This is a genomic window from Nocardioides baekrokdamisoli (genome assembly GCF_003945325.1).
Taxonomy (GTDB): domain Bacteria; phylum Actinomycetota; class Actinomycetes; order Propionibacteriales; family Nocardioidaceae; genus Nocardioides; species Nocardioides baekrokdamisoli.
This window is the reverse complement of sequence record NZ_AP019307.1, coordinates 195,313-212,347: the sequence shown is the minus strand read 5'-3', so window position 1 is coordinate 212,347 and position 17,035 is coordinate 195,313. Positions and strand designations below refer to the sequence as shown.

Below are 17,035 nucleotides of genomic sequence, written 5' to 3'. Positions count from 1 at the left end.
CGGGAGCCCCCTTCTCAGAGATTCCGCGAGAGCAGCCAGTCGATCTCCGCGGCGACCTTCGTCATCACCCGCAGGTGCGGAGCGACGGCCGGATGACGGAACACCGCCTCGATCGGGGCGTCGTACCGGATCGCTCGGGAGAGCGACCACTCAGCTCGCGTCAGGGCCGTGAAGGCGGCCGTCGTGTACGCCCCGAGGCGAGCGTCCTCAACATCGACGTCGGCGCCGAGGGCGTACGCCTCCAACAGCGGCTCGAGTGCTTCGCGGGCGCTCAGGGCGTACTGGCCGAGGTCCGCGCCGAGCGGCCCGAAGCCCACCGTCGACCAATCGACTGCGACCACGTCGTCGCCGTCGCGGCCGCGCATGTTCGCGGGTGTCGGATCGCCATGAGCCGGCACCTGGCGTACGTCGGCCAGCGCCCGGACCAGATCCGCTCGTCGCGCCCACAACCTGTCGGTGACGGCACCCGCCTGCGTACGCCCCAGGGTCGGCCAGCCGCCGTGCTGCTCGCTCTGCGCCAGCCGCGCACCGAGTTGGCCGCGGGCAAGATGGCGTACGCCACTCAGGTCATTGTGGGTGAACCGACCGAGCGCATGCGCGACGAACAATCCGTTGTTCGCGGCGTCCTCCACGTATTCCGTGGTGATCGTGATGCCGTCGGGGTCCTCGTCGACGGCGGCCGGGCCGCTGCGGATGCCAGCGGTCGAAGCAACAACGCCTGAAGCGAGCACCTCGGCCTCACGGCGCCAGTACGCGAAGTGATCGGGATCCGACAGTGCCACCGATGCATCCGCACCCGGGCGTACGAGACGCTTGATGACGACGGGCTGGTCGCCGACCGACGCACGCCAGACTCCGAGCGTGGCGGGGCCGAGCCCGCCCGGAAGCGGGTGCCATTCGGGGTCGGGCTCCCACACGCTTGTGACGCTAACCGATGTCTCGGGCCCTGAGTTGCCACCACGCCACAGCGCTTGTAGCGAACGCGAGGGCCAGGAGCGCCACGATCGGCGTCCAGTTCCAACTCTGGGCCGGGTAGCCGGAGATGTCGGAGTACGGCGAGATGCCCACGATCCACGTGGGGAGCTTCAGCAGATGCCCGATGAGGGTGACCGCAACACAGCCACCGAGTACCGCCCAACCCAAGGGGGCAGCACGACGTCGACGTCCGTACATGACACCAAAGACACCGAGGACACACCAGATCGCGGGCAACCAGGACCATGCCGCGGCGAGTGATCGCCACGGATCGGCTCCTCGCCCGGCGCCGTACCCCAGGGCCAGGCCGATCCCCGTGACACTCATCAACACCGTCGACGCAAGCAGTACCAACGCTGCGGTCGGCCCCGCCCAACCTCTGCGAGAGATCGCGGTGGCGAGGACCATCTCCGCGCGACCCGACTCCTCGTCAGCCGCTGCGGCCCCGATGAGCGAGATGCCGTGGCCGGTGACCGTCACAGCAGTCAGGGACAGGACGGCCGACATCAACGCCCCGCCGAGCCGATCGACCATCTGCTGGCCGATGGCATCGCGCAGCAGGGAGTCCAGGCCGGGAGCGACGTACCCGAACAGGTATCCGATGACCAGCAGCGTGACCGCCCAGAGAGCCAGTGACAGCCGATGGAGGCGTATGGCCAACCCCCAGGGCGAGCGGAGCCGTCCCTGGGCCCGACCCGGGCGCTGCGGGATCACACCTGCTCCGAGGTCGCGTCGGCTCCTGATCGCCAGGGCTGTTGCGGCGAGCGCTGCTGACGCCACCGGGTAGAGAGCGATCACCCACTCCCTCGGTGAGTACCAGGCGCGTAGCTGGGTGTTCCAACCGAGCGGCGAGGCCCAGCTGAGCCAGTGCAGGGCGGCGTTGGTGTCGCCGACGGCACGAGCGGCGTACGCCGCGCCGATGACGGACGCTGCGACGGCAGCGCACGTACGCGCACTCGCCGAGAGTTGGCAGGCGACCAGCGCCACGCCTGTCGCCACAAGTCCTGTCCCGACCCAGCTGAGCGCAAACCAGGCTGCACCGGCCACGGGCAATCCACCGACGACGCAGGCGGTCCAGGTGCATCCCCCGATGATCAGCGCGAGCAGCACGCATTCGGTCAGCACGGCCACGACAGCGGCGTTGCGCCCGACGGCGGTCGCTCCGACCAGTTCAGCCCGTCCGGTCTCCTCCTCCACCCGAGTGTGTCGGCGTACGAGGACGACGAACACGACGGCGGCGAAGACGGCGTACAACACGGTCATCTTGGACATCGCGAGCTCGCCGGTGCTGGAGACATCCAGGATCGGGCCGTACAGCGCGACCAGCGCCGGCTGGCGGTTGATCACGGTGGCGGCAGCCATCTGCTGCTGAAGCGACGAGAAGAGCGCCGGCGTCGCGACCGCGGAGGCGTACGCCAGCGTCGCCAGGACCGAGACCCAACTCGTGATCAACCAACGGTCGCGACGCCCGGCATGCCTGAGCAACAAGCCCCAGCCAGCGGTGTTCACGTGTACGCGTCCAGGAACAACTCCTCCAACGACGCGTCGAAGCGACCTCCGCGAAGCAGCCGCAGGCTGGCCAATGTCCCGGACTCGGCCGTACGCCCCTCGCGGATGATCGTCACCCGATCGGCAAGTCGCTCGACCTCGGACAGGATGTGGCTCGACAACAGGACCGCGGTTCCACGGGCCTTGAACTCTCCGACGCACTCGTTGAACACCCGCTCCATCAGCGGATCGAGACCGCTCGTCGGCTCGTCGAGGATCAACAGGTCCGTCTCGGCAGCGAAGGCGGCCACCAACGCCACCTTCTGGCGATTGCCCTTGGAGTACGCACGGCCCTTGAGTGTCGGGTCGAGGTGGAACCGCTCGAACAACGCAGCCTTCTGACTGGTGCGAGGGTCGATCCCCCGCATCCGCAGGAGCAGGTCGATCGCCTCGCCGCCGGACAGGTTCGGCCACAGGCTGACGTCGCCCGGGACGTACGCAAGCCTCCGGTGCAACTCCGCCGCCTCGCGCCACGGATCCCGTCCGAAGAGCTGCGCCTCGCCGCCGCTGGAGCGCAACAGTCCCAGCAGGACCCGGATGGTGGTCGACTTGCCGGAGCCGTTCGGGCCCAGAAAGCCGTGTACCTCCCCGGCCTCGACGCTGAGGTCCAGCCCGTCCAGGGCACGGACGGATCCGAACGTCTTGACGAGACCCCGAGTCTCCACGACTGCCGTCACACCGCGACGGTACCCGGTCCGGGGGTGGCACGATCGGGACATGCTGACGACATTCGACGACTGGATTGCCGGCGGAGATCGGATCGTCCTCGGCGATCACGAGATCTTCGTACGCCAGGACGGTCCGGCGGGTGGCAGCCCGGTCACGCTGATCCACGGCTTCCCGACGTCCTCGCACGACTGGAGCGCAATCGTGCCGGCGCTCGTCGAGGCCGGGATGCGGGTCACGACGCTCGACCTGCTCGGCTTCGGCGCCAGCGACAAGCCGCGCGGGTACGACTACTCGCTGCTCGAGCAGTCTGACCTCGTGGAAGCGATGTGGACGGCGCTCGACATCGGTGACACGGCGCTGGTCGCTCACGACTACGGCGTCTCAGTCGCCCAGGAACTCCTAGCCCGCAACCCGGCGCGAGTGACTCGGATGGTCTGGCTCAACGGTGGCCTCTACCCCGATCTGCACCGCCCGATCGCGACGCAGAGACTTCTGCACAGCCCCCTCGGCCGACTGATGGCTCCGGTGATCAGCGAGCGCACCTTCACCGCGGCGATGCACCAGATCATGGGGCGCGTCCCGGCGAGGGCGGACCTGCACGAGATGTGGCGCTCCATCGCGTACGACAACGGCAAGGCAGTCCAGCACCGTGTGCTGCGCTACATCGACGAGCGCAGGACGTACGCCGCCCGCTGGCGGCAGTCGTTGGAGTCCTACGAAGGCCCGTCGCTCTTCATCTGGGGGCCAGCCGATCCGATCAGCGGCCGCCATGTGATCCCTCGACTGCGCGAGCGGATGCCCAACGCCACCATCGTTGACCTGGACGACGGTCCAGCGACCGGGCACTACCCGCAGGTCGAGAATCCCGGCGCCGTCATCGCCGCCCTCCTGCCGTTCCTCACCGCAGATTCGCAATAGAGCCACGCGCGGGGATTGCCCGTCAGGGCCGTCGTACCCGTACCCTCAATCTGTCGACTCGTTTCGTCTTGCCGCGAGTTGTCCCACGTCGCAGTGCCGCGCTGATTCAGCCGGTGTTCCGTGTCATTCCGACCAGCGCCCGCTGGACCCGGATGTCGGCGAGCATTTGTTGAGAGTGACTTCATGTCTTCTTTTGCTGACCTCGGCGTGCCCGCACGCCTCATCGACGCCCTCGCACCGCAGGGCATCACCGACCCCACCCCGATCCAGACGGCGACCCTGCCCGACTCGCTCGCCGGCCGCGATGTACTCGGCCGCGGCCGCACCGGCTCCGGCAAGACGTACGCGTTCCTCCTTCCGATGGTCGCGCGCCTCGCGGACGGTTCCAAGGCACGTCCGAAGGCACCTCGTGCCCTGATCCTCGCGCCGACGCGTGAGCTCGTCGGCCAGATCGTCGAGTCCCTCGAGCCGCTCCTTGCCGGCACCGGCCTGACCGTACGCACCATCTTCGGCGGCGTCGGCCAGAACCCGCAGGTCGATGCGCTGCGCAAGGGCGTCGACATCGTCGTCGCCTGCCCGGGCCGCCTCGAAGACCTGATCAAGCAGGGTCACTGCACCCTCGGGTCCGTCGAGATCACCGTCATCGACGAGGCCGACCACATGGCCGACCTCGGCTTCCTCCCGGGCGTACGCCGCCTGCTCGCGGCCACCCCGCGCAATGGCCAGCGACTGTTCTTCTCCGCCACCCTCGACAAGGCCGTCGACGCGCTGGTCAAGCAGTTCCTGACCAACCCGGTCACTCATGAGGCGGACTCGGCGCAGTCGCCCGTCGCGACGATGGTGCACCACGTCCTGCACATCGAGCGCGACCAGCGCCTCGCGATCCTCACCGATCTGGTCAGCGCGCCGGGCCGCACGGTCGTCTTCACCCGCACCAAGCACGGCGCCAAGGGTCTGGCTCGCCAGCTCAACCGCGAGGGTGTCCCGGCTGTCGAACTCCACGGCAACCTCGGCCAGAACGCGCGGACTCGCAACATGGACGCGTTCCACGCCGGCGACGCGACCGTGCTCGTGGCCACCGACATCGCCGCGCGCGGCATTCACGTCGACGACGTCACCCTGGTCATCCACGCCGACCCGCCGTCCGAGCACAAGGCATACCTGCACCGCTCCGGTCGTACGGCTCGCGCCGGCAACGAGGGCGTCGTGGTGACGTTGATGACGTCAGACCAGACCAAGGACGTACGCGACCTGACGCGGGCAGCGGGCATCAACCCGACGACCACCCGCGTGAGCGGCGCATCGCACCCGATCATGAACGAGATCGCCCCCGGCGAGCGGTTCCGCGGCGGGGCGTTCGTTCCGGCACCGATGCACGGCCAGATCGTCAAAGCCGAAGGCGAGACCCGGTCAGAGGGTGCCAACGCACAGCGCAAGCGTCGCCGTCGTGCGGCGGGCCAGGGCAGCGGCGCCGGTGCTGCGGCGCCCAAGCAGGGTCAGCGCCAGGGCGGCCCGAAGGCTGGAGTGCCGAACGCCGGTGCGCCCAAGTCGGGCGGGACCAAGCCGTCAGGCCAGGGCAACCGCAGCGGTCAGGGCGCACGCACCGGGCAGCGGTCCAGTGGCGGCCACAGCGCCGCGAACTTCAGCGGCGGACGTCGCAGCTCCGGTCGCTGAGGTGGGCATCCTGACTGCGGGCAACTGGCCCGCGGACGCTCGTCTCGACCCGTTCCGCGACGCCGCCTGGGAGTTGTCCCGCGATGGCATCGTGGTCGGCCACATCGCGTCCGAGATCCTCCGGATTCGTACGTTCCCGGCGCTTTGGGTGAAGCGCGAATTCATGGTCTTCGACGTCATGTGGGCCGATGGCACTCGCGAGTGCCAGATGGAGGACTACGGTCCCGACTGGCTCACCGTCGCCGAACTGGAGCGCGGGGTCGTGGAGGTGGACGACGGCGTACTTGACGCCCGGCCGCTGAGCGGGTCCGATCGCGACCAGATCTGGGCCGAGTACGTCGCGCACAACGCTCACGGCCACTGATTCTTCGGCGTACGATCGTGGCGTAAGCGGGGGGCAGCAGTCGTCCTTGGAGGCGCAGCATGTCGCAGCACGTCGTCAGCCGCACAGCACACATCTCGGCAGTCCTCCTGCTCGCAGCAGGCAGTACCGTGGTCAGCCAGGCAGCAACAGGTGCGACCGATCACTCCGCCCTTCGTCGAGGGACGGCCGGGACGAGTACGAACTGGTCCGGCTACGACGTCACCGCTGGCGGATACACCCGCGTGACCGCGTCCTGGGTGCAGCCGAGTGTCACCTGCTCGGGCAAGAAGAACGCATACTCCTCGTTCTGGGTCGGTCTTGATGGCGACGGCAGCAGCAGCGTCGAGCAGACAGGTACGGACGCGGACTGCTCCCGCGGGAGGCCCGCGTACTACGGCTGGTACGAGATGTATCCGGCTGCTCCGGTGAACTTCACCAACCCGGTCTCCCCCGGCGACACGATCACCGCGACCGTCACCTCGGACGGCGCCGGCAACTTCACCCTGCTGCTGACTGACGGTACGAAGTGGACCCGGACGGTGACCCGGTCACTGACAACTGCGCAGTTGCAATCAGCCGAGGTGATCGCGGAGGCTCCGTCGAGTGGCCGCGGCGTGCTGCCGTTGGCCAACTTCGGGTCGGTCACCTTCACCGGCGCCCAGGTGAACGGCACGCCGATCGGATCGCTGAACCCGAATCAGATCACCATGGCCGCCAGCGGCATCGTCAAGGCCCAACCCGGCCCGCTGTCTCCCGACGGGCAGCAGTTCAGAGTGGCCTGGGCGCACAGCTGACCTGAGAGCCCGCTCTCAGAGGTTGAAACCGAGGGCCCGCAACATCTCGCGACCGTCGTCGGTGATCTTGTCGGGACCCCACGGCGGCATCCAGACCCAGTTGATGTGCACGTTGGAGGCGAGTTCCTCGAGTGCCGAGTTTGTCTGATCGGTGATGACATCGGTCAGCGGGCATGCCGCCGAGGTGAGCGTCATGTCGAGCACGACCTCGTCACCGTCGACGTGTACGCCATAGACGAGGCCGAGGTCGACGACGTTCACGCCGAGCTCGGGGTCGACGACGTCCTTCATGGCCTCGGACACGTCTTCAATGGTCAGCGTCATGACTGGCCCTCCATAGATTGGGTGGTGGCCGCGGGTGCGGCCAGGTCGCCAGTCGCAAGCGACTGGCTCGTGGCGTCTTTCCACGCCATCCACGACAACAGTGCGCACTTCACCCGAGCCGGGAACTTCGCCACTCCGGCGAACGCGATCCCGTCCTCGAGCACGTCTTCGTTGGGCTCCACCGCGCCCTTGCCCTGCATCAGGTGCAGGAACTCCTCCTGGATCGCGAACGCCTCGTCGACGCTCTTGCCGATCACCAGGTCCGTCAGGACGGAGGCGGAGGCCTGCGAGATCGAGCATCCCTGGGAGTCGTACGACACGTCGGCCACGACTCCGTCATGGAGGTGCACCCGCAGCGTGATCTCGTCGCCGCAGGTCGGGTTGACGTGGTGGACCTCGGCCTCGTACTCATCGCGCAAACCCTTGTGATGCGGGTTCTTGTAATGGTCGAGGATGATCTCCTGATACATCGCGTCCAGGTTGGCCTGAGTACTCATCAGCCGTCCAAACGGAAGTAGCTGCGGGTGTATTCCAGGCCCTCGACCAGCGCGTCGATCTCGGCCGGCGTCGTGTACAGGTACGACGACATCCGGGTCGATGCCTGGACTCCGAAACGGGCGTGGGCCGGCTTGGCACAGTGGTGGCCGGCGCGGATCGCGATGCCACGGGAGTCGAGCAGTTGGGCAACATCGTGGGGGTGCACGCCGGCCAGTTCGAACGAGATCGCTCCCCCGCGGACCGCCGCGTCTGCCGGGCCCATGATCGTCAGGCCCCTCACAGTGCGCAGGCCCTCGAGGGCGTACGCGGTGATCGCCTGCTCGTGCCGGTGCACGTTCTCCATGCCGAGATGGCTCAGGTACGTCAGCGCGGCACCGAGGCCTACGGCCTCGACGATCGGCGGCGTCCCAGCCTCGAACTTGTGCGGAATCCCCGCGTACGTGGACCGCGCCATCGTGACCGTGGCAATCATCTCGCCGCCGCCGAGGAACGGCGGGAGCGATTCGAGCGCGGACCGGGCGCCCCAGAGGACGCCGATGCCGGTCGGACCGACGGTCTTGTGGCCGGTGAACGCCACGAAGTCGGGGCGCTCCTCCGGTGCCATCGCAGCAAGGTTGATCGGCAGCACCGGTGCAGCCTGGGCAGCGTCGACGACGACGAGGGCACCGACCTCGTGGGCCCGCCGGGTGATCCGTGCAATCGGGTTGACCGTGCCAAGCATGTTCGAGACCCAGGTCAGTGTGACGACCGTGGTGTCCTCAGTGATCAGCTCGTCGATGTTCGACAGATCGAGTTGGCCGTCGTCGGTGAGGGAGAACCACTTCAGGGTGGCGCCCGTTCGTTGCGTCAGGATCTGCCACGGCACGATGTTGGAGTGGTGCTCCATCTCAGTGGTGACCACCACATCGCCCGGCTTCAACGCCCGGTCGCCCCACGCGAGGGTGTTCGCGACGAGGTTGATCGCCTCGGAGGCGTTCTTGGTGAAGATGATCTCATCGCGCTCCGGTGCCCCGAGGAACGACGCCACTGCGTCGCGCGCGCCCTCGAATGCCTCAGTCGACTCCGACCCGAGCGTGTGCATCGCCCGGGCGACGTTGGCGTTGTGCCGCTCCAGGTGATCGACCATGGTGTCGATCACGATCTGCGGCTTCTGCGAGGTGTTGGCCGAGTCGAGGTAGACCAGTCGCTGCCCGTCCGCGACCGTACGCTCGAGGATCGGGAAATCCTTGCGGACGATCTCGAGGTCGGGAAGCAACCCGGGCAGCGCAGACATGGTCAGACCGATGCCTTCAAGAAGCGGTCGTACCCGTTCGCCTCGAGCTCCTCACCGAGCTCCGAACCACCGGTCTCCGCGACGCGGCCGTTGACGAACACGTGGATGTAGTCCGGCTTCACGTACCGCAGGATGCGCGTGTAGTGGGTGATGAGCAGAACACCCTTGTCGTCGCGCTCGGCGAAGCGGTTGATGCCGTCCGAGACCACCTTGAGCGCGTCGATGTCGAGCCCGGAATCGATCTCGTCCAGGACCGCGACCTTCGGGTCGAGGAGGTCGAGCTGAGCGATCTCCGACCGCTTCTTCTCACCGCCGGAGAAGCCCTCGTTGACCGAACGCTGCGAGAACGCCGGGTCCAGGTTCATCTTCTCGAGCGCGCCGTTGACGTCCTTGATCCAGGTACGCAGCTTGGGGGCCTCGCCATCGATCGCGGTCTTGGCCGTACGCAGGAAGTTGGCGACCGACACGCCGGGCACCTCGACCGGGTACTGCATGGCCAGGAAGAGACCCGCCTTGGCGCGCTCGTCCACGCTCATGTCGAGCAGGTTCTCGCCGTCGAGGAGCACCTCGCCGCCGGTGATCGTGTACTTCGGGTGACCGGCGATCGAGTACGCGAGGGTCGACTTGCCAGACCCGTTCGGGCCCATGATCGCGTGCGTCTCGTTGCTGTTGATCGTCAGGGTGACGCCCTTGAGGATGTCCTTCGGACCGTCCTCGGTCTCAACGGTCACCTTGAGGTCCTTGATTTCGAGCTTGCTCACTGCGGGGTCACTCCGTTCAGGGTGGTGGTCACATCGACGTAGACGTCGCCGTTCCGGACTTCGACCGGGAAGGTGGCGACTGGAATGGTGGCGGGCAGCCCGTCGGGCTGGCCGGTGCGGAGGTTGAACGTCGAGCCGTGCAGGAAGCACTCGATCTCGCAGTTCTTCACCGCGCCCTCAGAGAGGGCGTACAGGGCGTGCGAGCACTGGTCCTCGATGGCGAACACCTCGTCGCCCTCGCGGGCCATCGCGACATCCTGGTCATCGATGGTCAGACCGAGGGCCTTGCCCTCCGCCAGATCATCGAGCGCGCAGGCGCGTACCCAGTGCCCTTCAGCCGCACTCATGCGCTCTCCCCGACGTTCTTGGCGAGCTCAGCCTCCACAGTCGAGGCCAGCTGCTCCTCGAGCTCCGGGACACCGATCTGCTTGATCAGGTCGTTGAAGAAGCCGTGCACGACCAGGCGGCGGGCCTCAGCCTCGGAGACGCCGCGCGAGCGCAGGTAGAACAGCTGCTCGTCGTCGAAGCGACCCGTCGCGGACGCGTGGCCGGCACCCTCGATCTCGCCGGTCTCGATCTCGAGGTTCGGCACCGAGTCGGCGTGGGCACCATCGGTGAGAACCAGGTTGCGGTTCTCCTCGTACGTCTCAATGCCCTCGGCGATCTTGCGGATCAGGACGTTGCCGATCCAGACGGTGTGGGCGCCCTCGCCCTGCAGCGCGCCCTTGTAGACCACGTGCGACTTGGTCTTCGGGGCTGTGTGGTCGACGAACAACCGGTGCTCGATGTGCTGACCGGCATCCGCGAAGTAGAGACCGAGCATCTCCACCGAACCGCCCGGAGCGGCGTAGTCAGTCGTCGTGTCGTGGCGTACGACGTCGCCACCGAAGGTGATGTCGACGTGCTTGAAGTGCGCATCGCGGCCGACGCGGATGTGCCGGTGACCGACGTGGACCGCGTCATCAGCCCAGTCGTCGATGCTGACGACGGTCAACTGGGCGCCGTCCTCGACGATGACCTCGACGTTGTCCGCCAGTGTCATCGAACCCTCGAAGCGGATCACGACAATCGCCTTGGAGAACTTCTCGGCGCGGATGACCGCGTGCGTCGCCGTGGCCTCGAGCATGTCCGTACCAGTGATGGTGATGAACACCGGGCGGTCGACCACCGTCTCAGCGGGGATCGTGACCTCGAGCGTCCGGCCCGCCGCGGCCAGGGCGCGCGCCGAGATCCGGTCCCACGGCACCAGGCCGCTGATGCCCTTCAAACGGCCACTGTGATCGAGCTCGATGCGTACGCTCTCCGGCGCGTCGAACGTCGGCACATAACTGACGCCACCGAGCGGAGCGTCCTTGTGCAGACCGCGCAGGCGCTTGAGCGGCGTGAACCGCCAGATCTCCTCGCGACCGGTGGGGACCGGGTGGTCCGCCACGTCGAACGAGCCCGCCGGGTGGAGGTGCGATTCGACCTTGTCGAGCTCGAGGATGTTGTTGATTGAGTCGAGGGCTACCGACATCAGCCGACGGCTCCTTCCATCTGCAGTTCAATGAGGCGGTTGAGTTCGAGGGCGTACTCCATCGGGAGCTCCTTGGCGATCGGCTCGACGAAGCCGCGCACGATCATCGCCATCGCCTCGTCCTGCTGCAGACCTCGCTGCATCAGGTAGAAGAGCTGGTCGTCGGAGACCTTCGAGACCGAGGCCTCGTGGCCCATCGAGACGTCGTCCTCGCGGATGTCGACGTACGGGTAGGTGTCCGACCGCGAGATCTGGTCCACGAGAAGGGCGTCACAGAGCACGTTCGACTTCGAGCCGTGAGCGCCCTCGTTGATCTGGATCAGACCACGGTAGGACGTACGGCCGCCGCCGCGGGCGACCGACTTCGAGAGGATCGACGATGAGGTGTTCGGCGCGGCGTGCACCATCTTGGCGCCAGCGTCCTGATGCTGACCCGGGCCGGCGAACGCGATCGACAGCGTCTCGCCCTTGGCGTGCTCACCCATCAGGTAGACGGCCGGGTACTTCATGGTGACCTTGGAGCCGATGTTGCCGTCGACCCACTCCATGGTGGCGCCGGCCTCGCAGACGGCACGCTTGGTCACGAGGTTGTAGACGTTGTTCGACCAGTTCTGGATGGTCGTGTAGCGGCAGCGGCCGCCCTTCTTCACGATGATCTCGACGACGGCCGAGTGCAGCGAGTCCGAGCTGTAGACCGGCGCCGTACAACCCTCGACGTAGTGCACGTACGCACCCTCGTCGACGATGATCAGCGTCCGCTCGAACTGGCCCATGTTCTCGGTGTTGATCCGGAAGTACGCCTGCAGCGGGATGTCCACGTGGACACCCGGCGGGACGTACACGAACGAGCCACCCGACCACACCGCGGTGTTGAGCGCGGCGAACTTGTTGTCGCCGACCGGGATGATCGTGCCGAAGTACTCCTGGAAGAGCTCCGGCTGCTCGCGCAACGCGGTGTCGGTGTCCAGGAAGAGCACGCCCTGAGCCTCGAGGTCCTCACGGATCGAGTGGTAGACGACCTCGGACTCGTACTGAGCCGCGACACCGGACACCAGGCGCTGCTTCTCCGCCTCCGGGATGCCGAGCTTGTCGTACGTGTTCTTGATGTCCTCCGGGAGGTCCTCCCACGTCGCCGCCTGCTTCTCCGACGAACGCACGAAGTACTTGATGTTGTCGAAGTCGATCCCACTGAGATCGGAACCCCAGTTCGGCATCGGCTTGCGTCCGAAGAGGTCGAGACCCTTCAGTCGCAGGTCGAGCATCCACTGCGGCTCCGACTTCTTCGAGGAGATGTCCTTGACGACATCCTCGTTCAGACCGCGCTTGGCGTTGGCGCCGGCAACATCCTTGTCGGCCCAGCCGAACTCGTAGTTGCCGATGCCCTTGAGCTCGGGGTTGAGGTCTTCGATCTTGTTCGAAGCAACCTGCTCAATTTCGGTGGACGTCATCGACGTACTCCTTCTTGTGATGGATGCTGCGCTCTCTGGGCCATCCCATGCGGGATGACTGTTGTGCAGACACCGTCGCCGTGGGCGATGGTGGCGAGGCGTTGGACGTGAGTGCCGAGGACGTCGGAGATCGCGTTCGTCTCCTCCTCGCACAGTTGGGGGAACTCGGCCGCCACGTGCGCGACCGGGCAATGGCCCTGACAGAGCTGCTCGGCCGTAGGCAGGTCGCGTACGCCGGCGGCGTAGCCCTCATCGGTGAAGAGCTGCGCGAGGACCTGGGCGTTGCTCAGCTCAGGATTGTCGGCGCGTCCGGCCGCGAACCGGTCGCCGATGAAGCCCGCGCGCTTGCGCGCAAAGGCGCGTACGGCCTCGTCACCGGACTGCTCCTGCATGAAGCGAAGAGCCTGCACCGCCAGGTCGTCGTACTTCTTCTCGAAAGCCTCGCGGCCCTTCTCCGTCAATGCGTAGGCGCGCGCCGGTCGACCACGACCGCGGCTCACCGGGCCACGGTGGGTACGGACCTCGATCACACCTTCTTCGAGGAGCAGATCCAGGTGTCGGCGTACGGCCGCAGGTGTGAGGTCCAGCCGCTGTGCCAGGTCGGCCGCGGTGCTGGCCCCGTCGACCAGGATCGAGCGGGCGATGCGACGGCGGGTGCCACGCTCCTCGCCGTGCTGAGGCGCGAGCGAGGCATCAGCCTCACGCACCAACTCAGCCGCCTCGTCGAATTTCACAACACCATTGTGACGTTAATGGTGGCCGGGTTTCAAAGAAGGTAACCCTAAGTAGCCCCGCAAGGCGTCGGCCCCCACTCCGTCACCTAGACTCGCCGCCGTGCCTGCCGCTGTGGAAGTCCGCGATCTGCGGATGTCGTACGGCTCCAAAACCGCCGTTGACGGCCTGTCCCTGACGGTCGAGCAAGGCACGATCACGGCAGTCCTGGGCCCGAACGGTGCCGGCAAGACCACGACGCTGGAGACCTGCGAGGGATACCGCCGACCCCATGCGGGTTCAGTTCGGGTCCTGGGTCTCGATCCGGTACGCGACCACAAGGCCCTGATGCCGCGCATCGGCGTCATGCTGCAGGGGCAGGGCGCGTGGTCAGGCGTCAAGGCACTCGAGATGCTGCGGCACGTGTCGCGGCTGCACGCCAACCCCCTCCCGCTGGACTACCTCGTCGATCGCTTGGCTCTTGAGGAGTGCGGACGTACGCCGTACCGCCGTCTTTCCGGTGGCCAGCAGCAGCGCCTCGGGCTCGCTCTGGCTCTCGTCGGCCGCCCTGAGCTCGTATTCGTCGACGAACCGACGGCAGGCATGGACCCTGCCGCGCGTCGCACGACGTGGGAGCTGCTGCGCGAGCTGCGCACCTCGGGTGTGACAGTTGTTCTGACGACGCATTACCTCGAAGAGGCCGAGCAGTTGGCCGACCAGGTGCACATCATCGATCGTGGTCGCCTGATCGCCTCCGGTACGCCCGATGAACTCACCCGCGGATCCTCAGCCACGGTGCGCCTGGTCATCGACCGGGATCTCACTCCTGCCCAGGAAGCCGCCCTGCGCGGCGCCGTCGACACCTGGGCCACGGACAACGGGATCGGGATCCAGTCCGTGACCTTCGGTCAGCGGTCGCTGGAGGACGTCTTCCTCGAACTCACCGGCAGGGGGATCCAGCATGACTGAGCTGACCCCTCACCCCGGCGCCGCACCGTTCTGGCGCATGGTGCTCGCGCACGCCGGCATGGAATCACGCCTGATGCTGCGCAACGGCGAGCAGTTGCTGATCGCGATCGTCATCCCCGTGATGGTCCTCATCGGTGGCTACGAGGGCGGCAAGCACCTCAGCCTGTCCTTCGCGAAGACACCCCAGGAACTGATCGACACGATCGCCCCCGGCGTACTCGCCTTGGCGGTCATGTCGACGTCGTTCGCCTCGCTGGCAATCGCCACCGGATTCGAGCGTCGGTACGGCGTGATCAAACGTCTGGGGGCCTCTCCCCTGTCTCGCGGTGGTCTTCTGGTCGGCAAGATCCTCGGACTGCTCACGGTCGAGGTGCTGCAAATCGTGGTGCTGTCCGTGGTGGCGCTCCTCTTCGGCTGGTCGCCGCAGCTGTGTCTTGCCGGGCTCGCCGGCGCGCTGATGGCCGCCCTCCTCGGGACCGCCGCCTTTGCCTCGCTGGGTCTGCTCATCGCTGGCGTCCTCCGCGCCGAGGCGACTCTCGCGGCCGCGAATCTGCTCTATCTGCTGCTGATGGCCGGTGGGGCGGTCGTGCTCCCGCGCACCTCGTACGGCGAGTTCGGACACATCACCAAGTTCCTCCCGTCGGGCGCGCTCGGGGACGCAATGCGTACCGGCTTGCTCGATGGCCGGATCGCGTGGGCGTCGCTGCTGGTCCTGGCCGTGTGGGCCGCGGTGGCGGCGGTGGGGACAGCCAGGACCTTCAGATGGGAGTGAAAGACATCACGAACCGAATGGCGCCGTACCTGCAGCCGCTGGCCTGGACGACCCTGATTGCCAACATCCTGATCGTCGTCACCGGCGGCGTCGTACGCCTCACCGGCTCCGGTCTGGGATGTCCGACCTGGCCGCAGTGCCAGGGCAACTCGCTCGTGCCCCACGGTGCGGTCAACCACCACAAGATCATTGAGTTCTCCAACCGGTCACTGACTGACGTCCTGGTCGTGATCGCCATCGTCACGGTGGTAGCCGCATGGACCACGCCGCACCGCAAACAGGCCGTGTGGATCGCCCTCGGCATCCCCGCGCAGGCCGTACTCGGTGGCATCACCGTGCTCACCGACCTCAACCCATGGGTCGTCTCGCTCCACCTGATGCTCTCGATGGCCATCATCGCCTTGTCGGTACGCCTGCTCCTCACCGTGCTCGGCCGATGCAGCGCGCCGGATGTCCTCGGCGTGGCACAGGGTCTCGCCGCCGCTGCGGTGCTCTACCTCGGCACCGTGGTGACAGGCGCCGGCCCACACGCTGGTGACGAGAAGGCGCACCGCAACGGACTGTCGGCGCTTCAGACCGCGCAGCTGCACACCGATGCCGTGATGCTCCTCACCGGCCTCACGATCGCCCTCGTCGTCCTCCGTCGTTCCCCGGCGGCGTACGCGCTCCTCGCTGCGGTCGTGGTCAACGCGGTCATCGGGTTCGTCCAGTACTTCACGCACCTGCCGATCCCCCTTGTGGCCGCGCACATGTTCGGCGCCTCACTGGTCGCCGCAGCCTCCACCTGGGTGCTGTTGGAGCGGCGTAATTCACTCGCCTGAGTGCCGGAGCCCCGGCATGCTCAGGGCATGAGTCCCCGCCACCGCCTGCTGGCCGCGTTGATGGCGGTAATCTGGGGCGTGAACTTCGTCGTCATCGATGCCGGCATGGGCGATGTCCCACCGCTGGTCTTCGCGGCGATCCGCTTCCTCGGTGTCGCGCCGCTCGCGCTCTTCATCCCACGGCCCCGAGCCAGCGCCCGGGCAGTGATCGGCGTCGGATTGTTCATGTTCGCTGGTCAGTACGGCTTCCTCTACCTGTCGATGGCGGCCGGCCTCCCCGCCGGACTTGCCGCTCTGATGCTGCAGGCCCAGGTGCCCCTGACGATCGCCTTCGCAGCCATCGCGCTGCGCGAACGTCCGGGAGTGCGCACTCTTCTCGGCGTAGCGGTCGCTGCGGCAGGACTCGTCGTCGTCGGGATCGGCCGGGGTGGAGCGATCTCACTGGGAGCCGTGGTCCTCGTCGGCTTCGCTGCGATCACGTGGGCGATCGGCAATGTGATCGCTCGCGGCTCCGGCGCACCGTCGGGGCTCCCGCTCACGGTCTGGGCCTCACTCGTACCGCCGGTCCCACTCGCAGTCCTGGCCCTGGCCGTCAGCGGACCGAGCGGAGTCGCCCACGGACTGGGCACCTTCGGATGGGCCGCGCTGGCCTCCACGGCGTACACCGTGATCCTGTCGACCGTCGCCGGATTCACGATCTTCAACGGGTTGCTGGCTCGCTACTCGTCGGCCAGCGTCGTCCCGTGGGTCCTGGTCGTTCCGCCGGTCGGGATGGTGGCCTCGGCCATCTTCCTGGGCGAGCGACCGAATGCAGCCGAGATCATCGGCGGGGTCGTGCTCATCGCAGGCGCCTGGCTCGCCCTCTCCCCACCGCGCCGAAAGGTGAGGTTTACAGCGCCGAACGGTGAGGTTTACAGCGCCGAACGGTGAGGTTTTCAGCGCCGAGAGGTGAAGGAATGCCGCGACGGCCACCTGACGGTCCCCTTCGTTTCCACAGCAC

At 67.1% G+C, this 17,035-nt stretch carries 18 protein-coding genes and 1 pseudogene; 8 read left to right on the top strand and 11 right to left on the bottom strand.

The genetic code is table 11. The features are described 5' to 3' along the window. Window positions 1-14 precede the first annotated feature (14 nt). The 3 genes and pseudogenes from KCTC_RS00895 to KCTC_RS00885 all read right to left on the bottom strand — a co-directional run. Window positions 15-917, bottom strand: coding sequence for a phosphotransferase family protein (locus tag KCTC_RS00895; protein WP_125565904.1), 903 nt, complete (start codon window positions 915-917; stop codon window positions 15-17). Between the two features lie 10 nt (window positions 918-927). Further along, window positions 928-2,484, bottom strand: a complete 1,557-nt coding sequence (locus KCTC_RS00890; protein ID WP_125565902.1) for an ABC transporter permease — start codon at window positions 2,482-2,484, stop codon at window positions 928-930. A gap of 26 nt (window positions 2,485-2,510) precedes the next feature. Continuing rightward, window positions 2,511-3,200 (bottom strand): annotated as a pseudogene (locus KCTC_RS00885) (ABC transporter ATP-binding protein); the annotation flags it as partial. A 40-nt stretch (window positions 3,201-3,240) separates the two neighbouring features. Here KCTC_RS00885 and KCTC_RS00880 point away from each other — a divergent pair. From KCTC_RS00880 to KCTC_RS00865, 4 genes are all read left to right on the top strand, one after another. Next, on the top strand, window positions 3,241-4,110 hold the full coding sequence (locus tag KCTC_RS00880; protein WP_125565898.1) for an alpha/beta fold hydrolase: 870 nt from the start codon (window positions 3,241-3,243) through the stop codon (window positions 4,108-4,110). 183 nt (window positions 4,111-4,293) lie between these two features. After that, window positions 4,294-5,784, top strand: a complete 1,491-nt coding sequence (locus tag KCTC_RS00875; protein ID WP_125565896.1) for a DEAD/DEAH box helicase — start codon at window positions 4,294-4,296, stop codon at window positions 5,782-5,784. Between the two features lies 1 nt (window position 5,785). Then, window positions 5,786-6,148 (top strand): hypothetical protein, encoded by a 363-nt coding sequence (locus KCTC_RS00870; RefSeq protein ID WP_125565894.1) that lies wholly within the window; start codon window positions 5,786-5,788, stop codon window positions 6,146-6,148. 59 nt (window positions 6,149-6,207) lie between these two features. Beyond that, window positions 6,208-6,942 carry a G1 family glutamic endopeptidase gene (locus tag KCTC_RS00865; protein ID WP_125565892.1) on the top strand — a complete coding sequence of 245 codons (735 nt, stop codon included), beginning with the start codon at window positions 6,208-6,210 and terminating at the stop codon, window positions 6,940-6,942. Window positions 6,943-6,957: 15 nt separating this feature from the next. On the opposite strand, the gene KCTC_RS00860 is transcribed toward KCTC_RS00865, so the two are convergent. The 8 genes from KCTC_RS00860 to KCTC_RS00825 are packed head-to-tail and all read right to left on the bottom strand — an operon-like array spanning window position 6,958 to window position 13,496. After that, complete coding sequence (locus tag KCTC_RS00860) at window positions 6,958-7,266, bottom strand: metal-sulfur cluster assembly factor (RefSeq protein WP_125565890.1); 309 nt, start codon at window positions 7,264-7,266, stop codon at window positions 6,958-6,960. Beyond that, window positions 7,263-7,763: a Fe-S cluster assembly sulfur transfer protein SufU gene (gene sufU, locus KCTC_RS00855; protein ID WP_125565888.1), complete on the bottom strand. Its 501-nt coding sequence runs from the start codon at window positions 7,761-7,763 to the stop codon at window positions 7,263-7,265. Before sufU ends, KCTC_RS00860 begins: the two co-directional genes overlap by 4 nt. Next, the gene (locus KCTC_RS00850; protein WP_125565886.1) at window positions 7,763-9,037 is read right to left on the bottom strand and encodes a cysteine desulfurase; all 1,275 of its coding nucleotides are present in this window, start codon (window positions 9,035-9,037) and stop codon (window positions 7,763-7,765) included. Before KCTC_RS00850 ends, sufU begins: the two co-directional genes overlap by 1 nt. A gap of 2 nt (window positions 9,038-9,039) precedes the next feature. Next, window positions 9,040-9,798: a Fe-S cluster assembly ATPase SufC gene (gene sufC / locus KCTC_RS00845; protein WP_125565884.1), complete on the bottom strand. Its 759-nt coding sequence runs from the start codon at window positions 9,796-9,798 to the stop codon at window positions 9,040-9,042. Next, a complete protein-coding gene (locus KCTC_RS00840) occupies window positions 9,795-10,145 on the bottom strand; it encodes a non-heme iron oxygenase ferredoxin subunit (protein WP_125565882.1) in 351 nt (116 codons plus the stop codon). The genes sufC and KCTC_RS00840 overlap by 4 nt, the downstream gene beginning before the upstream one ends. Next, window positions 10,142-11,314, bottom strand: a complete 1,173-nt coding sequence (gene sufD, locus KCTC_RS00835; protein ID WP_125565880.1) for a Fe-S cluster assembly protein SufD — start codon at window positions 11,312-11,314, stop codon at window positions 10,142-10,144. The genes KCTC_RS00840 and sufD overlap by 4 nt, the downstream gene beginning before the upstream one ends. Then, a complete protein-coding gene (gene sufB / locus KCTC_RS00830; RefSeq protein WP_125565878.1) occupies window positions 11,314-12,762 on the bottom strand; it encodes a Fe-S cluster assembly protein SufB in 1,449 nt (482 codons plus the stop codon). Before sufB ends, sufD begins: the two co-directional genes overlap by 1 nt. After that, window positions 12,759-13,496 carry a helix-turn-helix transcriptional regulator gene (locus KCTC_RS00825; RefSeq protein WP_231998775.1) on the bottom strand — a complete coding sequence of 246 codons (738 nt, stop codon included), beginning with the start codon at window positions 13,494-13,496 and terminating at the stop codon, window positions 12,759-12,761. The genes sufB and KCTC_RS00825 overlap by 4 nt, the downstream gene beginning before the upstream one ends. Window positions 13,497-13,596: 100 nt before the next feature. Here KCTC_RS00825 and KCTC_RS00820 point away from each other — a divergent pair, with 100 nt between their 5' ends. The 4 genes from KCTC_RS00820 to KCTC_RS00805 are packed head-to-tail and all read left to right on the top strand — an operon-like array spanning window position 13,597 to window position 16,965. After that, entirely contained in the window at window positions 13,597-14,442 is an 846-nt protein-coding gene (locus KCTC_RS00820) for an ABC transporter ATP-binding protein (protein ID WP_231998774.1), read from the top strand. After that, window positions 14,435-15,214 carry an ABC transporter permease gene (locus KCTC_RS00815; protein ID WP_125565876.1) on the top strand — a complete coding sequence of 260 codons (780 nt, stop codon included), beginning with the start codon at window positions 14,435-14,437 and terminating at the stop codon, window positions 15,212-15,214. Before KCTC_RS00820 ends, KCTC_RS00815 begins: the two co-directional genes overlap by 8 nt. Next, entirely contained in the window at window positions 15,205-16,035 is an 831-nt protein-coding gene (locus KCTC_RS00810) for a COX15/CtaA family protein (RefSeq protein WP_125565874.1), read from the top strand. The genes KCTC_RS00815 and KCTC_RS00810 overlap by 10 nt, the downstream gene beginning before the upstream one ends. A gap of 27 nt (window positions 16,036-16,062) precedes the next feature. After that, entirely contained in the window at window positions 16,063-16,965 is a 903-nt protein-coding gene (locus tag KCTC_RS00805; RefSeq protein WP_125565872.1) for an EamA family transporter, read from the top strand. Window positions 16,966-17,035 lie beyond the last annotated feature (70 nt).